Source organism: Acinetobacter sp. NIPH1876, from assembly GCF_022808535.1.
GTDB lineage: Bacteria > Pseudomonadota > Gammaproteobacteria > Pseudomonadales > Moraxellaceae > Acinetobacter > Acinetobacter higginsii.
Window position 1 is genome coordinate 71153 of record NZ_JALGBR010000010.1, and the last position, 24709, is coordinate 95861.

Genomic DNA, 24709 nt, shown 5'->3' on the forward strand with positions numbered 1-24709 from the left:
TGTATCTTATAAACCATCCATAATCAAAACTACACTGTTAACTCTCATTTGCAAGACCATAAAATTTAAGGAAAATTTCATGCAGCATCAAGACATCCAAGTGACTCCTGTGCAACAAGATGATTATCAACAGTGGATACCCTTTTGGCTGGCCTATCAGAATTTTTATAAGGTGGAACTGTCGAGCACCATCACACAAACCACATGGCAACGTTTTCTTGACCAAACCGAGCCTGTCTATTGTGCGGTTGCAAAACAAGGAGATCAGCTTTTAGGTTTTGTACATTACGTCATTCACCGTTCAACTTGGGCGAAAAATAACTATTGTTATTTAGAAGATTTATTCGTTTCACCAGCGCAAAGAGGGCAGCAGATCGGAAAGCGATTAATCGAATACGTGCAGCAACAAGCAAGGCAACATCAGTGTGATCGCTTATACTGGCATACACAGGAAACGAATCATACTGCACAGAAACTCTATGACTGGATTGCAGAAAAGCCTGGGATCATTGAGTATCGGATGCCTTTAAACTAAGAAAAGAGCCAAAGCTAATTGTTGCTTTGGCTTGTTAATATTTTAAGGATTTAAACCCAACCAGTCTCGTGGTTTTAAATAATAATCGGTGAGACGTTTTTCTGCTGAGTCCTCATCCCACTCAGGGCGATACGACCAACCTGCAAGATTCGGCAAACTCACCAAGATTGATTCAATACGGCCACCAGTTTGTAAGCCAAACAAGGTACCACGGTCATAGACCAAATTATATTCGACATAACGACCACGACGATACAGTTGGAACTCACGCTGAGCTTCAGTATATGGCTGCTCACGATGTTTTTCAAAAATCGGTAAGATCGCTGCTAAATAGCCATTACCCACCGCTTGGATATACTTAAAGCAGGTTTCAAAATCCCATTGATTTAAATCATCAAAGAACAAACCACCGACACCACGTTGCTCATCACGATGCTTGAGGTAGAAATAATCATCACACCATTGTTTGTGCTCGGCATAAACCGTGTCACCAAAGGGCTGACATAAGTCATATGCGGTTTGATGCCAGTTGAGAACATCTTGCTCGTCTGGATAAAACGGGGTTAAGTCAAAGCCACCCCCAAACCACCACACTGGATCTTGACCTTCTGGCTCTGCGACAAATAAGCGAACATTGGCATGAGAGGTTGGAATATTTGGGTTTTTCGGGTGAATCACCAGTGATACACCTAGTGCTTGTGCTTTCGCCCCAGCGATTTGAGGATGACGTTCCGTTGCAGAGGCAGGAAGTTTGCTAATATTGATGTGGGAGAACATGACTCCACCTTTTTCAATCACTTCACCATTTTGCAAAACACGAGAGCGACCACCGCCACCTTCGGCACGTTGCCAATCATCAATGATAAACTCAGCGGTACCACCGCCTGCACGTTCCTGTTGCTCTAGTCCTGCACAAATTCGTGCCTGTAGATCGAGTAAAAACTCACGAACACGTTGAATATCAGCTGAAGTTGGGTGCTGCATGATGATCCTCGTAAAGTGATCTAGGGATAGCTATATCAAAACATAAACCCATAAAAAAAGTAAGGGATTTTTGTTTTTTACACTAAAAATCCCTTAACTGATTTATTTTTAAACGTTTTGAAAAATGAATTAGAAGTCATCTTTTTTATACAGATGATCCATACGCTCACGTTTGGTTTTTAAATATTGTTCATTGAAAGGATTGCGACCTACCGTTAATGGAACACGCTCAACCACATTGATGCCGAGATCAGTCAAGGCTTTTAATTTAAGCGGGTTATTGGTCAGTAGTTTCACCTCTTTAATCTGAAGGTGATCCAACATAATGCTACACATATCATAACGACGTGCATCGGCAGGCAAGTTTAATAACAGATTCGCATCAACCGTATCATGGCCTTGATCTTGCAAGGCATAAGCACGAATTTTATTGGTTAAACCGATACCACGGCCTTCTTGACGAAGATAAAGAATCACGCCTTGACCAGCTTCATTGATCAAGCTTTGTGTGGCTTGTAGCTGCGGTCCACAATCACATTTGAGTGAAGCGAAAGCATCGCCTGTTAAGCATTCAGAGTGGATGCGGACAAGTACAGGCTGATCTGGAGCCGTTTCTAAACCTTTAGATAGCGCCACATGTTCTTCACCTGTCGCAGGGTCTTGAAACACGGAAATATTGAAGTCACCAAAAGCGGTGGGTAGCTTTGATGTTGCAATAAATTCAATCGGCACAGAGAGCTCACTATGATAATAAAAACAGTTCGAGTATAGCCTAATGTATGAAGATTGCGTGAACTGGAATTCCTGATTTTTCACATAACTTTTTCTTTTTCATACAAAGCACACAATAATGGTTGATAAACAGTGACATAATTCAGGATAATCTACGGGTCATTCTTTAAAATTTGCATGAGAATGTTCAGCACTACATCATTCGCACGTGTGGCTGATTGAAGGTAGATCATATTTAATTGTATGATTGCCCCCATTTAAAACCCAGCTTCGGACTTGCCAGGCTTAAAAAGGCTTTGCCACATTATGTTGTATACCGAAATTCCAACTCAGCGCCCTGTTACGCCATTGTTAGATGATATTGATCATCCGCAACAATTACGTCAGCTCGAGCAAAGCCAACTCGCACAAGTGGCGGATGAGTTGCGTCAATATATTTTGTATGCGGCAGGGCAAAGTGGTGGACACTTTGGCGCAAATTTAGGTGTAGTCGAACTGACCGTTGCGCTGCATTATTGTTTTAATACACCAGACGACCGTTTAGTGTGGGATGTGGGCCATCAAGCTTATCCACATAAAGTACTTACTGGTCGTCGTGATCGAATTACCACGATTCGTAGTAAAGATGGTTTAGCTGCATTTCCAGCGCGTGATGAATCTGAGTTTGATACCTTTGGGGTTGGACATTCATCTACCGCAATTTCTGCTGGTTTGGGCATGGCTTTGGCGCGTCGTTATCAGAAAGATCCGTGCGATGTAGTTGCAATCGTTGGCGATGGTGCAATGACTGCAGGCATGGCTTTTGAAGCAATGAATGATGCGGTTGCGCATGATGCCGATTTGATCGTGATCTTAAATGACAATGATATGTCGATCTCTTGCAGTACAGGTGGTTTTGCAAAACACTTGGCGGCAATCTGGGAAACAGGTCAACTGGTCAATGTAAATGAACAAGGCGAAGCCTATGTTCAACCACATCCAAAGTGGACCTATAACTCTCGTTTACACCAATCGGCAACCGACGCAGCCGATAATTTATTTAAAGCGATTGGTTTTGATTATTTTGGTCCATTTGACGGACATGATGTAGAACAGCTTGCACAAGTTTTCCATGCGCTGAAAAAGCGTAAAGGCCCGCGTCTGGTTCATATTTATACGAAAAAAGGTAAAGGATTTGCGCCAGCGGAAGCAGATCCGATTACCTATCATGCGATTACCAAGATTGCACCAGCAGCAACTGCACCTGCAAAAACATCGACTGTAAAAGCGCCACCTAAATATTCAGATGTATTTGGGCAATGGTTATGTGATGAAGCTGCTCAAGATGATCGTTTACTCGCAATTACACCAGCAATGTGTGAAGGTTCTGGGATGGTGCAATTCGCACAGCAATATCCTGAGCGTTTCTTTGATGTTGCCATTGCAGAACAGCATGCGGTGACTTTGGCTGCGGGTATGGCATGTGAAGGTCTTAAACCCGTTGTTGCGATTTATTCAACTTTCTTGCAGCGTGGTTATGATCAGCTGATCCATGATGTTGCCTTGCAAAATCTGGATGTCACCTTTGGTATTGATCGAGCTGGTTTGGTGGGTGAAGATGGCCCAACCCATGCCGGTGCTTATGATTATGCTTATATGCGTACCGTACCCAACATGGTGATCATGGCGCCGAAAGACGAAAACGAATGTCGTCAAATGCTACATACCGCTTATCTCTACAAAGGGCCAACAGCAGTGCGTTATCCACGTGGAGTGGGTACAGGTGTTGAGATTCAACAGCAGATGACGGCGATGGAAATTGGTAAAGCTGAAATTGTTGCTGAATTTAATAAGGATGCTGAACAACAGATCAGTATTCTTGCTTTTGGTAGTCGTGTTGCAGCATCTGTAGAAGCCGCTCAGCAATTGGTGGACAAACATTCGATGGGTGTGCGTGTGGTGAATATGCGCTTTGTGAAGCCTTTAGATGAGCAAATGCTTCGTGATTTGGCTCCACGGACCCAACTCTTTGTAACCGTAGAAGAACATGCCGTGATGGCTGGTGCAGGAAGTGCTGTGAATGAGTTCTTAGCACATGCGAAGATTCTTAAACCGATTTTGAATATTGGTTTACCAGACACATTCTTACATCAAGCAACTCATCAGCAGATGTTGCAGGATTGTGGTTTAGACAGTCAGGGAATTTTAACTTCAATTGAGCAGGCTTGGTTTTAATCTATAAGCTGATGTAAAAGCGAAAATAATTTTTCGCAACATTTTTCCCCTAAAAGCGCTTATATTTGCTAGAATATACGCGCTTTTATGCATTATTCTTTGTCAAAATCTTCAAATTTGTAGTGGGTGTTCAATGGAACCTATGGTGGTTATGGCTGCGCGTGCGGCTCAAACAGTTGGTCAAGAGCTTTTAAAGGCACATCAAAATCGTCATAAACTCGATTTGCAAGTTGAAGAAAAAGGCATTGATGGTCCAGTAACGCGTGTCGATCGTTACTTGGAACAACTTACAATTGATACCCTCCGTAAAAGCTATAAAAACCACAGCTTCCTTGGCGAAGAGTTTGGTATGCAAGAAGGTAAAGGTCACGATGCAGATTGGTGCTGGGTGATTGATCCTTTAGATGGCACACAAAACTTTATTAATGGTTTCCCACATTTTTGTATTTCTATTGCTGTACAACATAAAGGTGTTACTCAACACGGTGTGATCTATGATCCTGTGCGTGATGAATTATTCTCTGCAAGCCGCGGTCGCGGTGCAGTGATGAACCAGCGCCGTATCCGTGTCAATGTAAAAGAAAGCTTAGAAAACACTTTCCTTGCTGTTGGTCATCCATACCGTGCAAAACGTAATGGTGAAATCGTTTCTTATGCAGAACAGCATTTTGCTTCATTATTGGCAGTGACTAAATCTGGCGCACAAATCCGTCGTGGTGGTTCAGCTGCACTTGATTTGGCTTATGTTGCTGCAGGCCGTTTTGATGGTTTCTTTGAACTTGGTTTAAAACCATGGGATATCGCTGCCGGTGAGTTGATTGTGAAAGAAGCGGGCGGTGTTATTGTTGATGCTCGTGGTGGTAATGATTCATTGGATAATGGGCAAGTTATTGCTTGTTCACTTAAAATGTTAAAACCATTGATGCAAACAGTTGTTCCTGCTTGGGGCGATGCTGCAAAATAATTTGTAGATTTTGAAAAGCCCTCAAATATTGAGGGCTTTTTTATGCGTCATTCGAAATAAGGTAAAATCAATTGCTTATCTATTTTATTGGTCCAGGGGGTGCTGGTAAAACGACTGCAGCCAAGTTGCTCTCGGCGCAGTTTGGTTTTGATTATTATGATTTAGATGAATATTTTATGCAGAGTGAAGGAGATATTACTCAGTACATTATTCGACATGGTTATAAAAAATATGCAGCCCGTAACATTCAGCTTTTTATGCAGCTTCAAATAAAATACGATTTGAATAAAATAGTGATCATTGTATGTTCCTCTGGATTTATGACCTATCCCAATGATACTCACCAAGACTATATAAAAATCAAAGATGAAGTAGAGAAGCATGTTTTTACTTTTTTAATGCTGCCTTCACTCGTATTGGAAACATGTGTTCAAGAAATCGTAGCAAGGCAGCTCAATCGAGCTTACTTGAATCCTGTTCGAGCAAATGAAGAATTAAAGATTAGGCAGAGATTCCTACTTTATTCGAGTTTGAAGTGTCGAGTGATCTTGACGGATCAGATTCCTGATCAAGTTACTGCAAATGTGAAACAAATACTGGATACCCTTAATGAAGTATAGCAATGATCTATTAAATCTCAGTTTATCTATACAATAAGAGTATTAAAAAAAGGGGAGGTATAATAAAGTTTTAACTCGCTGATAATTATCTTTATATTTAAGTAAAAGTTGTTTTAAATGCGTTGTTTTGAGGTCGTCATTATCGTCTGGATACAAATAATAAAGGGGATGAAATAGAAAAACCTATTAAAAAGGGTGACTTTTAAAATTATTCTGCTATAATCCGCCCACGCACTTAAATTCCAGTTCATTACCTGAACATTCAGTTCTATTCATTATTAGCGCACGCTGTCCGTAGAGAGGACCACATCTTGCGCCCAAATCGCTTAGCGATTCTTCAGGTTGAAGCAGTAATCAAGCGTGCGTTAAGTCCACATCGTCGTTATTCGGATCGCCGCTGAACTTCATCTATTTTTCAGCTTGAGTCGCTTTGCCGCTTGTTGCCGATGTCTATTTTTTAGCATTTATTAAAATGGAGCACCCATTAGGGTGAAACTCTCTATGAGCAAAACTTTTGCCGAATTTTCTTTACACGAAACCTTACAACAAGCGCTTGAAGGTTTAGGTTTTACTACGCCAACTCCTGTGCAAGAACAAGCGATTCCCGCTGCATTAGAAGGGAAAGATTTATTAGTTTCGAGCCAAACTGGTTCAGGTAAAACTGCCGCATTTTTATTACCTACGTTAAATGCGTTAGCGGGCGAAGAAGCATTTGTTTCTTTTAAAGACCGTATGAAAGCAGTCACTCAGCCTACAATTTTAGTTATTTCTCCTACGCGTGAATTGGCTCAACAAGTTAGCCAAGACGCAATTGCATTTGTACGTCACATGAAAGGTGTTCGTATTGCTGCGATCATGGGTGGTATGCCTTTTGGTAAGCAAATTCAACAGCTTAAAGGTGCACAAGTTGTCGTTGCGACTCCAGGTCGTTTACTTGATCTTGTAAACCGTCGTCAAATTAAACTTGATAAAGTTGAATCATTAATTGTTGATGAAGCAGACCGTATGCTTGATCTAGGTTTCTCTGAAGATCTAGAAGCAATTGGTGAATTAGCTGCAAACCGTAAACAAACATTAATGTTCTCTGCAACATTTGCGGATCGTATTATCCGTCTTGCTGAACGCATGATGAATGATCCACAACGTATTGCAATTGAAACGGGTCACAGTACCAATACTGATGTAACGCAAACATTGCATTGGACTGATGGTTTCGAACACAAGAAAAAATTACTTACGCATTGGTTATCTGATGAATCAGTAGATCAAGCTGTTGTATTCGCAAGCACGCAAGAAGATACAGATATGCTTGCTGAAGAATTAGCTGAAGCTGGTCACTCAGTTGTTGCGTTGCACGGTGCAATGCCGCAAACCGTTCGTAACCGTCGTTTACGTAGCATTCGTGAAGGTCGTGCAAAAATCTTAGTTGCGACTGACGTTGCAGCGCGTGGTTTAGACGTACCAACAATTTCACACGTAATTAACTTCGGTTTACCGATGAAAAACGAAGACTATGTACACCGTATCGGTCGTACAGGTCGTGCAGGCCGTACAGGTCAAGCCGTTACTTTAGCGACTTACCGCGAGCGTGGTAAAATCCGTGCGTTAGAAGATTACTTAGATGCACGTTTAAATGTATCTGAAATTGAAGGTCTTGAGCCATCTCCACCTCCTGCGCGTTCAGGTCGTGATGGTGGTGGTCGTGGCCGTGATGGCGGTGGTCGTGGTCGTGGCGGCCGTGATGGCGGTCGTGGCGGTTTCGGCGGTGGTCGTCGTTTTGAGGGCGAAAGCAATTTCAAACGTCGTGAAGGTGGTGATGACCGTCCACGTCGTAGCTTCGATGACAAGCCTCGTGGCGAACGTCCATCATTTGGTGGTGAAGATCGTCCACGTCGCGAATTCAATTCAGATCGCCCACGTCGTGAAGGTGGTTTCGAAGACCGTCCACGTCGCGAGTTCAACTCTGATCGTCCACGCCGTGAAGGTGGTTTCGAAGACCGTCCACGTCGCGAGTTCAACTCTGATCGTCCACGTCGTGAAGGTGGTTTTGAAGACCGTCCAAAGCGTAGTTTTGGTGGTGAAGACCGTCCACGTCGCGAGTTCAACTCTGATCGCCCACGTCGTGAAGGTGGTTTCAATGATAAACCGCGTTTTGATTCGAATGATGACAACCGTGGCAACCGTGTAGATTACAAACCACGTCGTGAAGGTAGCTTCGGCGACCGTCCAAAACGTGATTTTGGTGATCGTCCTGCTCAACGTGAAGGTGGTTTTGGTGACCGTAAGCGTAGCTTCGGTGGTGAAGACCGTCCAAAGCGTAGTTTTGGTGGTGAAGATCGTCCAAAGCGCAGCTTCGGTGGTGAAGATCGTCCAAAACGTAAGTTTGGTGAAGATAGCCCAGCACGCGGTACACGTGAAGAAACTTTCAGTGGTGACCGTCGTCGCAAAAACGATTTTTAATCGTTAAAAACCGATGAAAACAAGAAGCCAGTTGAAAAACTGGCTTTTTTATTTTGTGTTAGTCATGTAAAATCTTAAAAATGTGTACTAATTCAAATTTTATAAAAGAAATGAATAGGGTTAAGCAAAATAAAAGTCTTTTGAGTCAAATGTGGTCTTTCATGTGTAGTGAAGGACTGCCATGTCTATTCGTCATTCTGATGCTTTGTAATGGCTTGTTCTTTGCCTATGCACTTTTTGATACCAGTCACTCTGATTCTTTTAATGTCAATTCTCAACATACCACCAGCCAAACTGATTCGAAGAATAACTACATAAATTAAATAATCTTCGTACCATCGGTTATCAAAATAAAAACAAGCGTTTAATGTTTCAGTGTATAGTATGCGTGCATAAAAAGTGCAGGAATGAATGCCATTATGAATAACAAATCTCCTCTCGATACCGAAGCCTTAATTGAAGTTAAAAACTTGAGCTTTAATCGAGGAGAACGCGTCATTTATGACGATATCAGTCTTAAAATTCGACGTGGTCAAATTACTGCAATTATGGGACCGTCTGGTACGGGTAAGACCACTTTATTACGTTTGATTGGTGGCCAATTACTTCCTGATCATGGTGAAGTGCTGCTCGACGGTAAAGATATTGCGACAATGTCGCGTCAAGAATTATTCGCTGCGCGTGCACGTATGGGAATGCTATTCCAGAGTGGTGCATTGTTTACCGATATGTCGACTTATGAAAATGTCGCTTTTCCCATCCGCGCACATACCAAATTACCTGAACATATTATTGCAGAGTTAGTTGCGTTAAAACTTGAATCAGTGGGCTTGCGTGGAGCTGAGCAGTTAATGCCATCAGAGCTTTCAGGCGGAATGAACCGTCGTGTTGCTTTGGCACGTGCGATTGCGTTAGACCCTGAATTGATTATGTACGATGAGCCATTTGCAGGCCAAGATCCGATCGTGATGGGCGTTTTAACCCGTTTAATCCGTTCTTTGCGTGATGCTTTAGATTTAACCACGATTATCGTCTCGCATGATGTTGCAGAGACCTTATCGATTGCTGATTATATTTATGTGGTTGCTGAAGGCAAAATTCAGGGTGAAGGTTCACCTGAACAATTAAAAAATCATGCATCGCCATTTGTACGCCAGTTTTTAACGGGTTCTATTGAAGGGCCTGTCGAATATCAATTTACTCACCAAGCATATTTAGATAACGAGGTTCGTCCATGAATGCAATTGCCTGGTTAGGTAGACTCGTTATTGAGCGGATAAAGGGGATTGGTGCTGCGGCACTGATGCTTCTGCAAGTTTTATTTTCCATGCCATCGAAAGGTGGGTTTCAGCGCTTTATTTACCAAATGTATCGTGTCGGGGTCATGTCCCTGCTGATTATCGCTGTTTCTGGCTTGTTTATTGGTGCTGTTCTGGGTTTGCAGATGTACAGCATTCTGGTCACCTTTGGTAGTGAGGCAATGCTAGGTACTGCGATTTCATTGACACTATTACGTGAATTGGCTTCTGTGGTTGCCGCATTGTTGTTCGCAGGTCGTGCTGGTTCAGCATTAACTGCTGAAATTGGTTCCATGAAACAAAGTGAACAACTTGCCAGCATGGAAATGATCGGGGTTGATCCACTTAGACAAATCGTTTCACCACGTTTATGGGCGGGGATTGTCAGCTTGCCGATGCTCACGGTGATTTTTGCAACCATTGGGATTATTGGCGGCAAAATGGTTGGTGTTGATTTCTTGGGTGCGGATGAAGGCTCATTCTGGGGCGGTATGCAAAGCAGCGTACAATTCTGGCATGACGTTTTTAACGGCACCATCATCAAAAGCATTGTATTTGCTTTAATTTGTACATGGGTAGCGGTATATCAAGGTTATGCTTGTGATCCGACGCCAGAAGGTATCGCGACTGCAATGACCAGAACGGTCGTATATTCTTCACTTTGTGTATTAGGTTTTGATTTCGTGTTGACTGCGGTCATGTTCGGAGGGATTTAATGAAATCACGTACTAGTGAGCTGGCCGTAGGTATTTTTGTCATTATCTTCGGTATCGCTCTATTTTTTCTTGCGATGAAAGTCAGTGGTTTAGTCGGTACTAATTTACGTGATAGCTACAGCATGACAGCGCAGTTTGATAACGTAAACGGTTTAAAAGCACGCGCGAAAGTCACCATGAGTGGTGTAACCATTGGCCGTGTTGAATCAATTACACTTGATCCAGTGACACGTTTGGCAACTGTAAAATTTGATCTAGATGGTAAGTTGACCAGCTTTAGCCCAGAGCAACTGAAAGAAGTGCAAAAGAATGCACTTGAAGAATTGCACTATAGCGCTGATTATCAACAAGCTGATGCTGCGAAACAAAAAGAAATGGAACAGCAACTTATTGCTAACATGACCTCCATCACCAGCCTTGATGAAGATGCTTATATTATGGTTGCAACCAATGGTCTATTGGGTGAGAAATATTTGAAAGTTGTCCCAGGTGGTGGTGTGAACTACTTAAAACGTGGTGATGTCGTTTCAAATACCCAAGGTACAATGGATTTAGAAGATTTAATCAGTAAGTTTATTACTGGTGGCGCTGGTAAAGCCACATCGAGCTCAACAGCGACAGAAAGTCCAGCTTCAAAGCCAGCGGCGACTGAAGCAGAACCCTCTTTTGTTGAGTAATTCAGGTTAGGAGATTGAAGTGAACACATTATTGAAACAAACTCTAACAGCAAGCGTATTATCAACAATGCTTGCAAGTGCAGCATTTGCGGCACCAACTGAGACCCCACCTGATTTTGTTAAGCGCGTAGCTGATGGCTTGATTACTCGTTTAAAAGCAGATAATGCAAAATTACAGAATAATCCAGCTCTGGTCAGAACGATTATTCGTCAGAATCTTGACCCGTATGTAGACTCACAAGCATTTACCCGTATTGTGTTAGGGACCTATGCGAATAACCAATACACCAATGCTGCACAACGTGCTCAGTTTGAACAAAACTTCCGTGCGGTCATTATTGAGAACTATGGTGGTGCTTTCGCAAAATATACCAACGAAAGCTACACCATGCGTCCGTTTAAATCGACCAACAGCAAAAACCCTGTGGTCACTTTAGACTTCTTGCATAATGGCGAGAAAATCCCTGTGTCGTTCCAGTTAACAGACAAAGGTGACCAGTGGAAAGTACGTAATATCAATGTGTCTGGTATTGACCTTGGTTTGCAATTCCGTAATCAGTTTGCGGCAACGGTTCAACGTAATGGTGGTGACATCAATAAAGCGATTGCGACCTTTAAACCAGATGCAGATGCTGCTGTTAGCAAAAAATAAGTAGGTGACGGGTGATTCAATATATTGATCAGCAATTAATTGTGTCGAAGACAATTAATTTTGAAAATGCAGAACAGATCTATCAGGCTGGTTTAAAGCATATTCAGCAACATCAGAATTTTCCTTTGGTTGTTGATTTGGCTCAGCTTGAACACGGCAATACTTTATCTTTGGCGGTGTTGGTGCAATGGTTGCGTCAAACACCTGAAAATAAAGGCCTGCACTTTAAAAATGTGTCTGAGAAGATGTTGAAAATCATCCAAGCTTGCCATTTGCAAGACGATTTGAAATTGATTTGATTGATCTGGCAAAGTGGAAAAAGAGAGCTATTTTTAGCTCTCTTTTTTATGCCTAGCTTTTGGGAAAAGCAGAAAATAGCGCCTCACAGCTTGGATATTTTTGATGTAACTTTGCTAAATAATAACGTTGATCATATTCTAAAAAACCATCCAATAATTTGATGCTGGATGAAGCCTTACTGCAGCTTTTAACTTGTCTATCCCATGCAGTAAAGGGGGCAATTGGATGCTCGATCGATATGATATTTTTCTCACAACCTAATAATGCCAGAGTGCTGATCCGATAATGATTGGGAGCAGCAGAATCTACGGGGTAGGCAAGACCAATCACTAAATCATTGGTTTTTATCGTTTTGGCTGGAAAATCACTGTGCCATCGGGTAGGTTTGGGCGTAAACAACTTGGTGAGAAAATGCTGAAATACAAAGCGAACATGCTGAAATTCAAATTGATTTTGGGAGTCGGAAGACTGCTTTTGTATAGATTGAACACGTGCGATAAACACATCTTTGGGGGAGTGAGGTGCACATGCAAAAGCTGTTGAGATTGAAAGGATTATACTCAAAAATAGCAATAATCCTTTCCTGTTTAGATCCATTTTTTCCAACGGAAGTAAAACATTGGCAAGACGAGGAAGGCCATCAGAATACCAATCACAATCCAAAAACTGAGGCTGCCATGAGCAAAAGGTAGCACATCGGTGTTCATCCCATAAATACTCGCGATCAGCATTGGGGGCGCAAGCATGCTGGGTAAAATCGAGAATCGACGAATCGTGTCATTCTGTTCGGTGTTAATGAATCCAGAGGTGGTATCCAGTAAGAATCGTACTTTTTGGAATAAGAATGCATCATGTTCGACTAGTGAGCGAACATCCTCACTCAACTCGCGAATGTCGGCATCATAAATGTGACTGCCTAATGCACGTGGACGCGCTAAAAAGGTCAAGACACGACGTAAATCAATTAAACACAGCTGTGCCTTTCCCAGCATATCTTCTTGTTGAGCTAAGCGGGTAATCATGTCATCTAAGTCGAGTATTTTCTCGCGATGATGGTTATTCAGGACTTCTGTGGAATATCGTTCCAAGTCCTTGTGGATATCTTCTAAGATATCCGCAAGCTCATCTAGTTTTGCTTCAAGTAGGCCGAGCAAGATCCATGTTGGATCTTTATAATCCATATCATAGTCATTACGACGAGCGCGGGCACGAAAGGCACGGAATGCAACCAACTTTTCACCACGCATGGTAAATAAGCGATCTTTATGCAAAATAAATGCAACAGTTTGTACCATTGCTAACATGGGTAAGGAGTCGTCAGTATCACCATCGACTTGAAAGTTTTTATTCTTTGTTAAAAAATAGGTGCTGATATGCAAAATTCCATCATCATCACGGTAAAATCGTGCAGATGAGGAAATATCCTCAAGCGACTTTAGGGTCGGTAAGTTTCGGTCATACGCATCCAAAACCCATTGTTGTTCTTCTTGGGAGGGGGCGATGAGATCAATCCAGACCAGTTCGGGGTGGAGATCGAAACCTCCGTTGATGGTTGCATCTTCTAGACTACCGCGCTCTGTGGCATAAAAGGCTTCAAGCATGTCTTTTTTCCTCGCGCAGTCGGTGTAATGTTTTCGGTCGTTTACCGAAAAGCAGGGTGTATTTTAGACAAGGATGAAACGAAAAACACTTGCCTAAACGTTATTTTCTCAAAAATCTTGTTACATAGCCTACTTTATCAGCATGACAGTTATATAAAACGGTTTTAATTGTATGAATTCTATATGTGTTTTCTGTGGTTCTTCTCTCGGTAACGATCCAATTTATCAGCAAATGGCGCAGGCAACCGGTCAGGCAATTGCGGCACAAGGTCAAACTTTGGTTTACGGTGGTGGTCGTTCAGGTTTAATGGGGGTGGTCGCCAATAGTGCATTACAGGCGGGTGGGCGAGTTATCGGGGTGATTCCTGATGCTTTGGTCGATCGAGAACTAGCACATACAGGTTTAACTGAATTGCATATCGTTAAGAATATGCATGAGCGTAAAACCAAAATGGCTGAGCTATCCGATGCCTTTGTGGCTTTACCGGGCGGTGCTGGAACACTGGAAGAAATTTTTGAGCAATGGACCTGGAGTCAGTTAGGAATCCATCAGAAACCATGCGCATTTTTAAATGTTGACGGCTTCTATGATGATCTGCTTAAAATGCTGCAAGGTTCTGTTGAGCGTGGTTTTAGTCAGGAGCGTTTTGTCAATAAGTTGATTGTGGCGGAACAAATTGAGGATATTCTGGCTGCATTTTCGGCTTACCAATCTGTGACACCGAAGTGGATGTCGACTGCTGAAATTCAGGCTTGAGGATCAATGAGTGAAAATTATCACCGTAGCGGCTGCTGTGATTTTGAATGAACAAAATCAATTGTTATTAGTACGCAAGCAAAACACACATGCATTTATGCAAGTGGGTGGAAAATTGGAAATGGATGAGGCGCCTGAAATCACGATGCAACGTGAGATTTTGGAGGAAATTGGTTGTGAATGTGAGCTGAAACAATTCATTGGTCGTTTTGAAACAGCTGCCGCCAATGAACCTGATCATGTTTTAGTGAGTTATGTGTATGCAGTTGAATTGAAACAGCCACCGCAAATTGCAGCCGAAATCGCAGAAATGAAATGGATTGATTTAGATGATCAATTTACTTTACTTGCGCCCTTAACGAAAGAAATTGTGATTCCGTGGTGTCAGCAAAATCAAGTGAATTAGTTTGTTGTACTTGTGCGGCTGCTATGCAGGCACTATAGATGTGTTGGCAGCCGAGTTGGCTAAGTACCTTAGATAAAGCACCAATCGAACTGCCTGTGGTCAGTACATCATCGATAATAAGGACTTTGCGATAACGAATTGAGTTAGGTGGTGCTGCCACAAATTGTTGTTCAATATCTTGCATACGCTCTAAGCGCGACAAGCCTTTTTGTGAGTGTTGAGCCAAGCGTTGTACGGGCTGCCATACAGGAACATTGAGATAAGTGCTTAGTGTTTTGGCCAATAGCAGGGCTTGATTAAAACCACGTTCTGTTAGGCGATCAATCGAAATTGGCATCGGTACAATCGCATGTACTTTAGGAAGTCTGAGTTGTAATAGCAGGCCATCTAATATTCTCTGATGATGCAGTTTCTGCTCGTATTTGAATTGTTGAATCAAACGATCAATTGGATATTGATAATGGCAAGCAACCAAGATCTGTTGCTGATTGCGCTCGATCCTTTGCTTTAACCAAGGCAGTTGTTGCCAGCAACTTTGACAAACACCGAATTGGCGTTTCATACCGATGTCGCAGAGACTGCAAGGTGTAAAATAATCAAATAGCTGCTGTGCTGATGTGCCAAGTCGCTTAAACATAGGCATATCTTGGTGCTTCAGGCAGCCAGCGTTTTAATAGTCCGTCCGCATGTTGTGGATAGTCTTTAAGGATTTGCTCAGCGACGTAATGTGCTTGTGTCAGTAAATGATCATCGCGTTCTAAACGTGCGACACGGAAGCCCATATCCCCCGTTTGCTTGGTACCTAGCAACTCGCCGGGACCACGTATTTCTAAATCTTTTTCTGCAATGATAAAACCATCATTACTTTCACGGAGAATCGAAAGGCGTTCCTGACCATTTTGTGATAAAGGTGTTTTATACAGTAGGGCACAGAAACTGGCGGTTGCCCCACGACCCACGCGACCACGAAGTTGATGCAGTTGGGAAAGGCCTAAACGTTCTGCATTTTCAATCACCATAATCGAAGCATTCGGTACATCGACCCCGACTTCAATCACTGTGGTGGCAATTAACAGTTGGGATTGATTATCTTTAAAGGCTTGCATAACACTTTGCTTTTCATCAGCCTTCATTTTGCCATGTACCAGACCAATGTTGATGTCTGGAAAGCGCTCTTTAATTTCTTGATAAGTGGCTTCTGCCGCTTGCGCATCCAGCGTTTCAGATTGTTCTACCAAGGTACAGACCCAATAAGCTTGTTTACCTTCACGGCAATTGGTTGCGATGCGTTGCAATACCTGTTCACGCCGTTCTAATGGAATGGTTACGGTTTGAATCGGGGTGCGTCCAGGCGGAAGTTCGTCAATAATCGAGGTGTCTAAATCCCCATATGCACTCATGGCTAAAGTACGAGGAATTGGTGTGGCTGTCATCACCAATTGGTGTGGCGTAAATTGATCAGCACCTTTATTTCTTAAGGCAAGACGTTGGTCAACGCCGAAACGATGTTGTTCGTCAATAATCACCAAGCCAAGTTTGGAAAATCCAACAGTATCTTGAAATAAGGCATGCGTGCCTACGATCAGTTGCGCATGACCTTCTTTGATTTGTTGTTCCGCATGGGTTCTGGCTTTGCCTTTTTGTTTGCCTGACAGCCATGCCACCTGAATGCCCAAGGGTTCGAACCAGCGCTTAAAGTTTAAATAATGCTGTTCAGCTAAAATTTCAGTTGGTGCCATGAGGGCCACTTGCCAATCCGCTTCTAAGGCATGGCACGCCGCGACTGCGGCCACCAAGGTTTTACCTGCGCCGACATCACCCTGCACCAAGCGTAGCATCGGTTGATCTTGTTTAAGATCTTGTAGAATTTCTTTGGAAACCCGCTTTTGTGCATTGGTCATTTGGAAAGGCAAGCCTTCCAAGAGTTTCTTTGCCAGCACTTTGCTGCTGCTAAAACGTGGGGCGGCAATCTGGCGAATATAAGCACGTCGGGTGAGTAAACTGATTTGGTGGGCAACCAGTTCTTCAAAAATCAGGCGTTGTTGTGCAGGATGCGAACCTTGATTGAGTTGCAGCATATTGGCATCAATCGGTGGCTCATGGATGTAATGGAGCGCTTGTTTAAGCTCATAGCCATTGCTGTATTTGCTGGGGAGTAATTCAGGTAAGTCATCACTATGATGCTGCAAGGCTTGGCGGACATATTCACGCAGCTTGGGTTGGGTTAGCCCTTCGGTACTTGGATAAATCGCAGTCAGTTGGGTTTTCGGTAAAGCAGTATGTTGCTGAATCACTTGAATTTCAGGGTGATACAACTCCAAACCCCGTGCACCGACACGGACTTCACCAAAAATCCGTAGTCGTTGTCCCATTTGGATGCGATCAGTCAGACCTTTATAAATATGATAAAAGCGTAAGGTCACCTTGCCAAAATCATCTTGTAGCAGGGCTGCGAGCGATTTCTTTTTCCCAGGTGGAAAATCAACGGAACGGACTTCACCTTCAAGCAAGTAACTTCGTCCAACGATCAGCTGATTCATTGGAATAATAGTGCTACGATCTTCATAGTCACGCGGAAGATGGAATAACAAATCATCCGTGCTAAAAATATGAAGCTTTTCTAAAAGGGTCGCTGCGGCAGCACCAACGCCTTGTAATTGCTGAACTGATGTCATCTCTGCTCAAAGGTGTGTATGCATATTTTATTTATTGGTTATGGTAAAACATCTCAGCGTGTCGCTAAACACTTATTTGAGCAAGGTCACCACATTAGCACAATTAGTCGCAGTGAAAAAACAGATTGTTACGCGACCCATTATCTTCAGGACATTCATCAGCTGGATTTAAGTAAACTGCCGCCTGTTGATATGGTGTATGTGGTATTGGCTCCTGCACAGAGTGGTGTAGCAGCCTATCAGCACACCTATCTCGACAGTGTATTACCCATTGTCAACGCACTGAAAATACATCCCGTACAACGTATTGTCGTGGTGTCTTCGACCCGTGTTTATGGTGAAAATGCAGGAGAGCGAATTGATGATGAATCGCTGATACAAGCTGCTGATGAGCAAGGGCAGATCCTTCAGAAGATGGAGTTACTTTGGCAAGCGCATTATCCGCAGCAGAGTGTTATTGTTCGCCCGACTGGCATTTATGGAACTTCAATTGCCCGACTCAAAAAAATGGCAGAACAGAGTCTGACTTATCCTGCAATCCATTTTAGTAATCGCATTCATATTGATGATTTAGCCAAGTTTTTAGCAGGATTACTTAATTTATCTAAAGTAGAGCGTAGTTATATTGTGAGCAATAATGTGCCGCTCCCTATGCATGAAATATTATGGTGGTTTCAACAGCAACTTCATGTAAAACCTCTAAAACTAGTATCAGAACAACACACTGGCAAGCGAATTTATGCCACACGATTGGTTGAGATTGATTTTAAATTTGACCATTTGATTTGCTTTAATGACTATGCTGAGGCGTTATTGGCACATAGTAATGAAAAAAAAATTGATTAGACTGTAAAGAAAGTTTAAAGAGTTGGTATGTATTTTGAATTATAAATACCAATAGATTCCGTAAAGGAACCGCCTGAATTGAGCACATGGTTTGCGGCGAGGCATAATAAGGTGATACATGAGAAAAATAATTTGCATGCTCTTCATAGGATTGATGACCAGCGCGAGTTGGGCTGTTGAGCAGTCTTGGTGCGTATTTGATCCTTTAAGTACAAAGGGTGATATCAGTCGCCGTCTACAAGATATTCGTTTGTATGCGCTGCAGAATCAAGTTCAATTAAAATTTCAAACCTTTAAAAATGAAAAGGAGGCTATACAAGCTTTTGAGCAGCGTAAATGTTCAGGCTTAGTGGCATCCAACTTTAATACCTATCGCTATAATCGTTTTATGGGGACAACAGGGGGAATTGGTCTGATTCCCAATAATCGTGTTGCCAGAGTCTTTTTACAGCTTTTAAATAATAGCAATGTGGAAAAGCGTATGATCGGGGCAGATTATGAAATGCTGGGTATGATTCCGATCGGCACGGCTTATATGATCATGAATACGCAACAGATCAATAAGGTGTCTCAATTAAAAAATAAAACCATTGGTATTTTGGAGAATAATCCACCACAGCAGGCATTGGTACAAAGTGTGGGCGCTAAACCAGTCTACGTAGATTTTTCCAATGCGGTGGAATCTTTCAAGCAGAAGAAAATTGATATTTTGGCTGCACCAGCCTATGGAATATTACCGTATAACTTGAAAAAGGAATTTGGTGCTGACACGCAGGTCGTCAACTTCCCTATGGCGTATTTTGCGATGAATATCGTGATTCGACCACAAGTCTATCCAGTGGGCTTCGGTCATCAAATACGATCTTGGTTTGTACGCAACAGCAATGTGCTTGCTGCACAAGCCATTCAATGGGAAAACCATTTACCAGCCTATTACTGGGCGGATATCTCAGGTTATGAGAAACAGGGCTATGACGCGATGGTAGTCAAAATTCGGAATCGTTATGTCGACTCTGGTTATTATGATGCGTATTTTGTATCGCTCATTAAACGACTGCGATGTTTGGATGATCCGAAGTATTTGGAGTGTCGTTAGCGCATTAAAAAAGGCAACCGAAGTTGCCTTTTTTAATTTTAAGATTTTTTGCGTTTTAAGCGACGTTTGGCTTGTTGTGAAGCCATGGCTTCTAATGCCTCAGCCAGCTCTTCATCGCTGAAGGTGGTGATGTGCTGCAACATTTGTAGCGTCGTTTCATCTAAGACCAGCTGTGCACCTGCGGCCATTTCACTGAAATTATCATCATATTCAATGAAACCTTGCTCATTGTTACGAATATAATTCTGTTGCGTCAGGACTTTAATAAAACTTTGGAATAAGGCTTTATCGAAGAACTCTGGTGAGTTGAATTCATACAGCACAGATAAGCGTTGACCTAAGAGGTGACTCAGCTCTTCAACTTGCTTGGTTGAAATGTTGCCTGAACCGCGCTGAGTAATCAGTGCCAGTGTCATGTAATAGCGTTCTAAACTTTGCTTGACGGGTAGAGCTAAAGTGACAAGCTTTTGATGTTCTTCGCTATTTGGCGTTGGGCTGAATAAATTGCCATCATGATCTTGGAAAATCAAACCAATCTGAACCAAGGCATCAATATAATTATCAATCTGCTTTTGTAGATCAGCAGCTTCCCATTTCATAAATAATTCAGCTTTTAAGAACGGATACAAGGTACGGATCACATTGCTTAAGTCGTTCTTGTGAATTTTACCATTGTGCTCAACCAGCGAAGCCACCAATGACGGTAAAACAAAGGCGTGTAAAATGTTATTACGGAAGTAAGTCAGCAATACGGCTTGATTATCTTCAATCGCAATAATATCGCCTAATACATGTTGTACACGTTTGATTAACTTGAGCTTGAGACCATAAGCAATGATCTCTTTACCTGATAATGAGGTCACTTGTGTGCGCTCATCATATGGTCGTTGTGTTGCCAAGTCACGGTAGATATCGAGCTGTTTCGCACAGATTTCTTCATCTAAAGTGTGCTTTGGTGTTGCCAATAAAATTAAAGACAGTAATGACACAGGGTTGATGACCACAGCGCGGTTGATGTTCTCTAAAATCAGATTGGCCGAGCTTGCAACGACATTGGAAATCTCTGTGGTGCTTGCAGTATCCGCTTGAATATTCTCCGCACCCTGTTGTTTCAGAATATCATTCAGGAATACAGGTTCACCAAAGTTAACATGCACTTTACCGAAGATACGTTCAATTTTACGTAAGGTTTTCACGATACCAAAAATGGATTCTGCTTCTTTCGGTTGACCTTGCATTTCACCGACATAGGTTGAGCCTTCCATCAGGCGCTCATAACCAATATAGGTGGGTACAAAGACAATTGGTTTTGCAGGACCACGTAAATGACCTTGGATGGTCATTGCTAGCATCCCCGTTTTAGGCGGGAGTAAGCGACCGGTACGTGAACGACCACCTTCAATAAAGTATTCGATTGGCGTATTACGCGATAAAATACTGTATAAATATTCTTTAAATACAGAGGTGTAAAGTGCATTTCCGCGGAAAGAACGGCGAATAAAGAAGGCACCGCCACCACGTAATAACTGACCCACAAATGGTAGGTTGAGGTTATCACCTGCGGCAATATATGGAATCATCAAGCCACGTTTATAAATCACATAAGACAATAGTAAATAGTCGATATGGCTACGGTGACATGGGGTGTAAACGATTTCGTAGTCTTTTGCCAGCTCACGTACGGTACTGAAATTATGGACTTCTACGCCGTCATAAAGCTGTGTCCATAAACGGGTTAAGGCCATATCTGCAAAGCGTACCGCAGATGCCGAATAGTCAGACACGATTTCATTGACATAGCCGATGGCACGACGTTCAGCTTCGAGCATACTGATTTTATGCTGAATGCTTTCACGACGAATGGCATCTTGTACCTCAGCGGACTTCACTACCGATTGCATCACATTGCGACGGTCTGATAAGTCAGGACCAAGCACGACTTCACGTTGCTGATCTAAATAGGTATCTAATGAACTGGCAATATAGGTTGCTGGCGAAATATTTGGGTGGTTGGTCTTGGCATAATCTACCAACTCACGCAAAGATTGTGGTTCATGGAACTCTAAATAAGACTGGCGACCATGCAAACCAATATTCATCAGTTGTTTGACTGTCCCTGGGGTTGCCCAAGTATCTGAGAATAATAATTTAAACCAAGAATCTTCTTTATCAGGTGAACGTCCCCAAAGAACCGTCACAGGCACAAGCTGAATATCAATATCAGTTTGTTGTTCTAAGGCTTCGACCAGTTGTAACAGGCGAGGTGGGAATGTTTGAGTATTAAAAAAATTATTTTCGTTATGATGTAAAAACAAGACTGAATTTTTTTCTTGATAGCTCCCAAAACTCAAGGGATCTAATGCGGGCTTTAAATTGAGACGGCGGGTTTCACCATCAACCACCAAGGCATTACTACGCGAATAATTTTGTAAAACATAGCAAACTAACTTATTTGAATCGGTTGTGTTTGGCTCTGTAGTGGTGGATTCTGTAGGAACTTCACCAAGAACATGTGGGGTTACCACAAGGTCAAGTAACTTACTCGAAAGTTGGCGATACATTTGACCAAATCCAGTCTTGGACATTACAAACTCCTAAATAATAATCCGGACATCGAGTCATGCTGAACACGACATTCTGCGATATTCTTACATGAAACGGTATGTTATTTTCTGACAAAATATAGCGTATTTGGTAGATTTTATCGTTAAAAATCGTATTTTTAGCCGCTATAAATACATATTAAGATAATCAATACATCATTATCGTGACGGATGAATCATTTTATCCTGACCATTGTCATTTGAATTTGTGGCACAATCAAAATTATCAACCCTGAAAGGATTGGTTGATCTCTCCTCATTGATGTTGGAAGGCTATTACATGAATGCGTTAACTCAAGAATTGGTAGAACTGTTGACTCTGGAAAAGCTTGAAGAGCATATTTTTCGGGGCAATAGCCGCAATTTGGTAGGCAAGCGAGTATTCGGTGGGCAGGTTCTTGGACAAGCCTTGAGAGCGGCATCGTACACCACAGATCGTCCAGCACACTCTTTACATGCCTATTTCCTGTATGGCGGTGATGTCAATGCACCGATCATTTATGAAGTTGATCCACTCAGAGATGGTAAAAGCTTTGCCAGTCGACAGGTTCGTGCGATTCAACATGGCCGTACTATTTTCTCTGCAATGGTCTCTTTTGCCAATCCAGAAGAAGGCTTAAATTATCAACATAAAGAGCCTGAGTACCCTGAACCAGAGACCTTAAAGTCTGAGAATGAGCTGAAAGAAAGTCTGATTAATTTTGTACCTGAAAATGTACGTGCCAGTTTTATGCGTGAACGTCATGTGGAAATCAGACCAACACAGTTGATCAATCCGTTTCAACCCCAGCCTGAAGCTCCATTTTATGCGCACTACATTCGTACGCATGATCAAATCCCGCAAAATATTGATGAGATTTCATTACATCAGGCGATTGTGGCGTTCTATTCAGACTTTACTTTGATGACGACGGCTTTACGTCCACATGGTTTGTCATGGATTTCGCCGAATCTACAATGTGCCAGTATCGATCACACCATTTATTTCCATCGTCCATTACGTGCGGATGAATGGATGCTGTACGACATGGAGGCAACGATTAGTGCCGGTTCACGCGGCTTAAATTTTGGCCGGATGTGGCAAAATGGTCAGTTGGTCTGTAGTACCGTCCAAGAAGGGTTGATTCGGCTCAGAGAAATCGAAACCCAGTAAACAATAAAGCAGTACTAAAGCCATCATTATGATGGCTTTTTTTATCATAAGGATGTGACAAAAAATTGCTCGATTCTTCAACATGAGCATGCCATAGTACGGCTAAGTTAAATGTTTACCCATTAAACAATGAATTTAAATACACAAATTTTAATTGCAGCTGTGCTCGGTGTGGCCTTTGGTTTTCTATTGATTGCCTATCCGCAAACTGCATTTGTTGAATATAGTCTTTACGGGCTAGGCATCCTAAGTAGTGTTTTCATTGGTTTGTTGAAAATGTTACTGATCCCATTAATTTTTAGTTCGATTGTGGTCGGTGTTTCCAACTTACAGGCAGGCGGGCAGTTTGGACGTGTTTGGAAAATTACTGCATTGAGCTGTTTGACCACCACCACTTTGGCACTTATTTTGGGGATTAGCTGTGCGCATCTGTTTGATGTGGGCAAGGGGGTGGATATCCAGCTGTTTCAAGCTGCAATGGACAACCACCAAACCCCAGATACCTTAACCCCATCAAGTTTTGTCACCACCTTTATTCAAAACACTTTAATTAATCCATTTAAGGCATTCAGCGAGGGCAATGTACTCGCCGTGGTGGTATTTGCCTTATTTCTTGGAGTGGCTTTGGTCAAGGGTGGAGAGCGTTTTGCCTTAGTTCGTAATATCAGCCAACAATTCTTTGACATGATGATGATGTTAGTGGGCTGGGTGATGAAACTTGCGCCGATCGGGATTTTTGCGCTTTTAGCAAAGTTGATTGCGACAGAAGATTTATCGGTACTGAGTCGGTTGGTTGAATTTGCGGCAGTAGTGACGGGGACGACTATTTTTCATGGCGTGGTGGTGTTACCTGCTTTGTTGTGGATTTTTGGGCGGATGAATCCGATCACCTTTTTTAGAGGGGCGAGAACCGCTTTAGTCACAGCTTTTGCGACCAGTTCCAGTTCAGCGACCATGCCGCTGAGTATGAAGTGTGCACAGGAAAACTTAGGTGTACGGCCGCAAACGGCAGGTTTTGTGATTCCTTTAGGCACACAACTGAATATGGATGGTACTGCTTTGTATGAAGCTGCGGCTGCCTTATTTATTGCAAATCTGATGGGCTTGGATTTGAGTTTAACGCAGCAGATTATTGTCTGTTTAACCGCCATGATTGCTTCTTTGGGGGCGCCAGGAATTCCGAGTGCGGGGATGGTGACCATGATTATGGTGCTACAGTCAGTCGGTTTACCTGCGGAGGCGATTGCAATTTTACTGCCGATCGACCGGGTGTTGGATACGGTGCGTACTGTGGTCAATGTACAAGGCGATATGATGATTAGTGTGGTGGTTGATCGCTACGCAAAACAGGCAGAAGCTGAATCAAGTTGATCGTATTGGACGCAAAAAAGCAGGAGATGACTCCTGCTTTTTTTATTCT

At 42.5% G+C, this 24709-nt stretch carries 23 protein-coding genes; 16 read left to right on the top strand and 7 right to left on the bottom strand.

All coding sequences use genetic code 11. The features are described from left to right. Nucleotides 1-79: 79 nt before the first annotated feature. A complete protein-coding gene (locus MN869_RS12095; RefSeq protein ID WP_243307641.1) occupies nt 80-535 on the top strand; it encodes a GNAT family N-acetyltransferase in 456 nt (151 codons plus the stop codon). A gap of 42 nt (nt 536-577) precedes the next feature. Here MN869_RS12095 and hemF read toward each other — a convergent pair whose 3' ends face one another. Next, on the bottom strand, nt 578-1519 hold the full coding sequence (hemF, locus tag MN869_RS12100) for an oxygen-dependent coproporphyrinogen oxidase (protein ID WP_243307643.1): 942 nt from the start codon (nt 1517-1519) through the stop codon (nt 578-580). Nucleotides 1520-1648: 129 nt separating this feature from the next. Further along, nucleotides 1649-2251: a GTP cyclohydrolase II gene (gene ribA, locus MN869_RS12105; protein WP_004804065.1), complete on the bottom strand. Its 603-nt coding sequence runs from the start codon at nt 2249-2251 to the stop codon at nt 1649-1651. Nucleotides 2252-2557: 306 nt separating this feature from the next. On the opposite strand from ribA, the gene dxs reads away from it, so the two are divergent. From dxs to MN869_RS12150, 9 genes are all read left to right on the top strand, one after another. Beyond that, on the top strand, nt 2558-4465 hold the full coding sequence (dxs, locus tag MN869_RS12110) for a 1-deoxy-D-xylulose-5-phosphate synthase (protein WP_243307646.1): 1908 nt from the start codon (nt 2558-2560) through the stop codon (nt 4463-4465). A 133-nt stretch (nt 4466-4598) separates the two neighbouring features. Continuing rightward, on the top strand, nt 4599-5429 hold the full coding sequence (locus tag MN869_RS12115; RefSeq protein WP_005201241.1) for an inositol monophosphatase family protein: 831 nt from the start codon (nt 4599-4601) through the stop codon (nt 5427-5429). 71 nt (nt 5430-5500) lie between these two features. Further along, complete coding sequence (locus tag MN869_RS12120) at nt 5501-6049, top strand: shikimate kinase (RefSeq protein ID WP_243307648.1); 549 nt, start codon at nt 5501-5503, stop codon at nt 6047-6049. Between the two features lie 501 nt (nt 6050-6550). Continuing rightward, entirely contained in the window at nt 6551-8509 is a 1959-nt protein-coding gene (locus MN869_RS12125; protein ID WP_243307650.1) for a DEAD/DEAH box helicase, read from the top strand. Nucleotides 8510-8928: 419 nt separating this feature from the next. Further along, on the top strand, nt 8929-9747 hold the full coding sequence (locus MN869_RS12130) for an ABC transporter ATP-binding protein (RefSeq protein WP_004804074.1): 819 nt from the start codon (nt 8929-8931) through the stop codon (nt 9745-9747). Further along, nucleotides 9744-10523, top strand: coding sequence for a lipid asymmetry maintenance ABC transporter permease subunit MlaE (mlaE, locus tag MN869_RS12135; RefSeq protein ID WP_005201238.1), 780 nt, complete (start codon nt 9744-9746; stop codon nt 10521-10523). Before MN869_RS12130 ends, mlaE begins: the two co-directional genes overlap by 4 nt. Next, on the top strand, nt 10523-11200 hold the full coding sequence (locus MN869_RS12140; RefSeq protein WP_016162220.1) for an outer membrane lipid asymmetry maintenance protein MlaD: 678 nt from the start codon (nt 10523-10525) through the stop codon (nt 11198-11200). Before mlaE ends, MN869_RS12140 begins: the two co-directional genes overlap by 1 nt. A 19-nt stretch (nt 11201-11219) precedes the next feature. Then, nucleotides 11220-11852: an ABC transporter substrate-binding protein gene (locus MN869_RS12145; RefSeq protein ID WP_004804079.1), complete on the top strand. Its 633-nt coding sequence runs from the start codon at nt 11220-11222 to the stop codon at nt 11850-11852. An 11-nt stretch (nt 11853-11863) separates the two neighbouring features. Beyond that, nucleotides 11864-12151 carry an STAS domain-containing protein gene (locus MN869_RS12150; RefSeq protein WP_243307652.1) on the top strand — a complete coding sequence of 96 codons (288 nt, stop codon included), beginning with the start codon at nt 11864-11866 and terminating at the stop codon, nt 12149-12151. A gap of 52 nt (nt 12152-12203) precedes the next feature. Here MN869_RS12150 and MN869_RS12155 read toward each other — a convergent pair whose 3' ends face one another. Together MN869_RS12155 and MN869_RS12160 are read right to left on the bottom strand one after the other, a co-directional pair. Continuing rightward, on the bottom strand, nt 12204-12749 hold the full coding sequence (locus tag MN869_RS12155; protein WP_243307888.1) for a hypothetical protein: 546 nt from the start codon (nt 12747-12749) through the stop codon (nt 12204-12206). Further along, nucleotides 12740-13753: a magnesium and cobalt transport protein CorA gene (locus MN869_RS12160; protein ID WP_004657647.1), complete on the bottom strand. Its 1014-nt coding sequence runs from the start codon at nt 13751-13753 to the stop codon at nt 12740-12742. The genes MN869_RS12155 and MN869_RS12160 overlap by 10 nt, the downstream gene beginning before the upstream one ends. 172 nt (nt 13754-13925) lie before the next feature. On the opposite strand from MN869_RS12160, the gene MN869_RS12165 reads away from it, so the two are divergent. Together MN869_RS12165 and MN869_RS12170 are read left to right on the top strand one after the other, a co-directional pair. Beyond that, entirely contained in the window at nt 13926-14510 is a 585-nt protein-coding gene (locus MN869_RS12165) for a TIGR00730 family Rossman fold protein (protein ID WP_243307655.1), read from the top strand. Between the two features lie 10 nt (nt 14511-14520). Beyond that, nucleotides 14521-14916, top strand: a complete 396-nt coding sequence (locus MN869_RS12170) for an NUDIX domain-containing protein (RefSeq protein ID WP_243307657.1) — start codon at nt 14521-14523, stop codon at nt 14914-14916. Here the strand turns inward: MN869_RS12170 and MN869_RS12175 are convergent. Then, nucleotides 14849-15553 (bottom strand): phosphoribosyltransferase family protein, encoded by a 705-nt coding sequence (locus tag MN869_RS12175; protein ID WP_243307659.1) that lies wholly within the window; start codon nt 15551-15553, stop codon nt 14849-14851. The two genes, MN869_RS12170 and MN869_RS12175, sit on opposite strands and share 68 nt — an antisense overlap. Further along, nucleotides 15546-17591 (bottom strand): ATP-dependent DNA helicase RecG, encoded by a 2046-nt coding sequence (gene recG / locus MN869_RS12180; RefSeq protein WP_243307669.1) that lies wholly within the window; start codon nt 17589-17591, stop codon nt 15546-15548. Before recG ends, MN869_RS12175 begins: the two co-directional genes overlap by 8 nt. An 18-nt stretch (nt 17592-17609) precedes the next feature. On the opposite strand from recG, the gene MN869_RS12185 reads away from it, so the two are divergent. Together MN869_RS12185 and MN869_RS12190 are read left to right on the top strand one after the other, a co-directional pair. After that, a complete protein-coding gene (locus MN869_RS12185; RefSeq protein WP_243307671.1) occupies nt 17610-18437 on the top strand; it encodes an NAD-dependent epimerase/dehydratase family protein in 828 nt (275 codons plus the stop codon). Nucleotides 18438-18555: 118 nt separating this feature from the next. Next, the gene (locus MN869_RS12190) at nt 18556-19533 is read left to right on the top strand and encodes a putative solute-binding protein (RefSeq protein ID WP_243307681.1); all 978 of its coding nucleotides are present in this window, start codon (nt 18556-18558) and stop codon (nt 19531-19533) included. Nucleotides 19534-19571: 38 nt separating this feature from the next. Here MN869_RS12190 and plsB read toward each other — a convergent pair whose 3' ends face one another. Beyond that, nucleotides 19572-22118, bottom strand: coding sequence for a glycerol-3-phosphate 1-O-acyltransferase PlsB (plsB, locus tag MN869_RS12195; protein WP_171550661.1), 2547 nt, complete (start codon nt 22116-22118; stop codon nt 19572-19574). Between the two features lie 298 nt (nt 22119-22416). On the opposite strand from plsB, the gene MN869_RS12200 reads away from it, so the two are divergent. After that, entirely contained in the window at nt 22417-23289 is an 873-nt protein-coding gene (locus tag MN869_RS12200; protein ID WP_243307684.1) for an acyl-CoA thioesterase II, read from the top strand. Between the two features lie 129 nt (nt 23290-23418). Then, nucleotides 23419-24660 carry a dicarboxylate/amino acid:cation symporter gene (locus MN869_RS12205; RefSeq protein WP_243307686.1) on the top strand — a complete coding sequence of 414 codons (1242 nt, stop codon included), beginning with the start codon at nt 23419-23421 and terminating at the stop codon, nt 24658-24660. Nucleotides 24661-24709 lie beyond the last annotated feature (49 nt).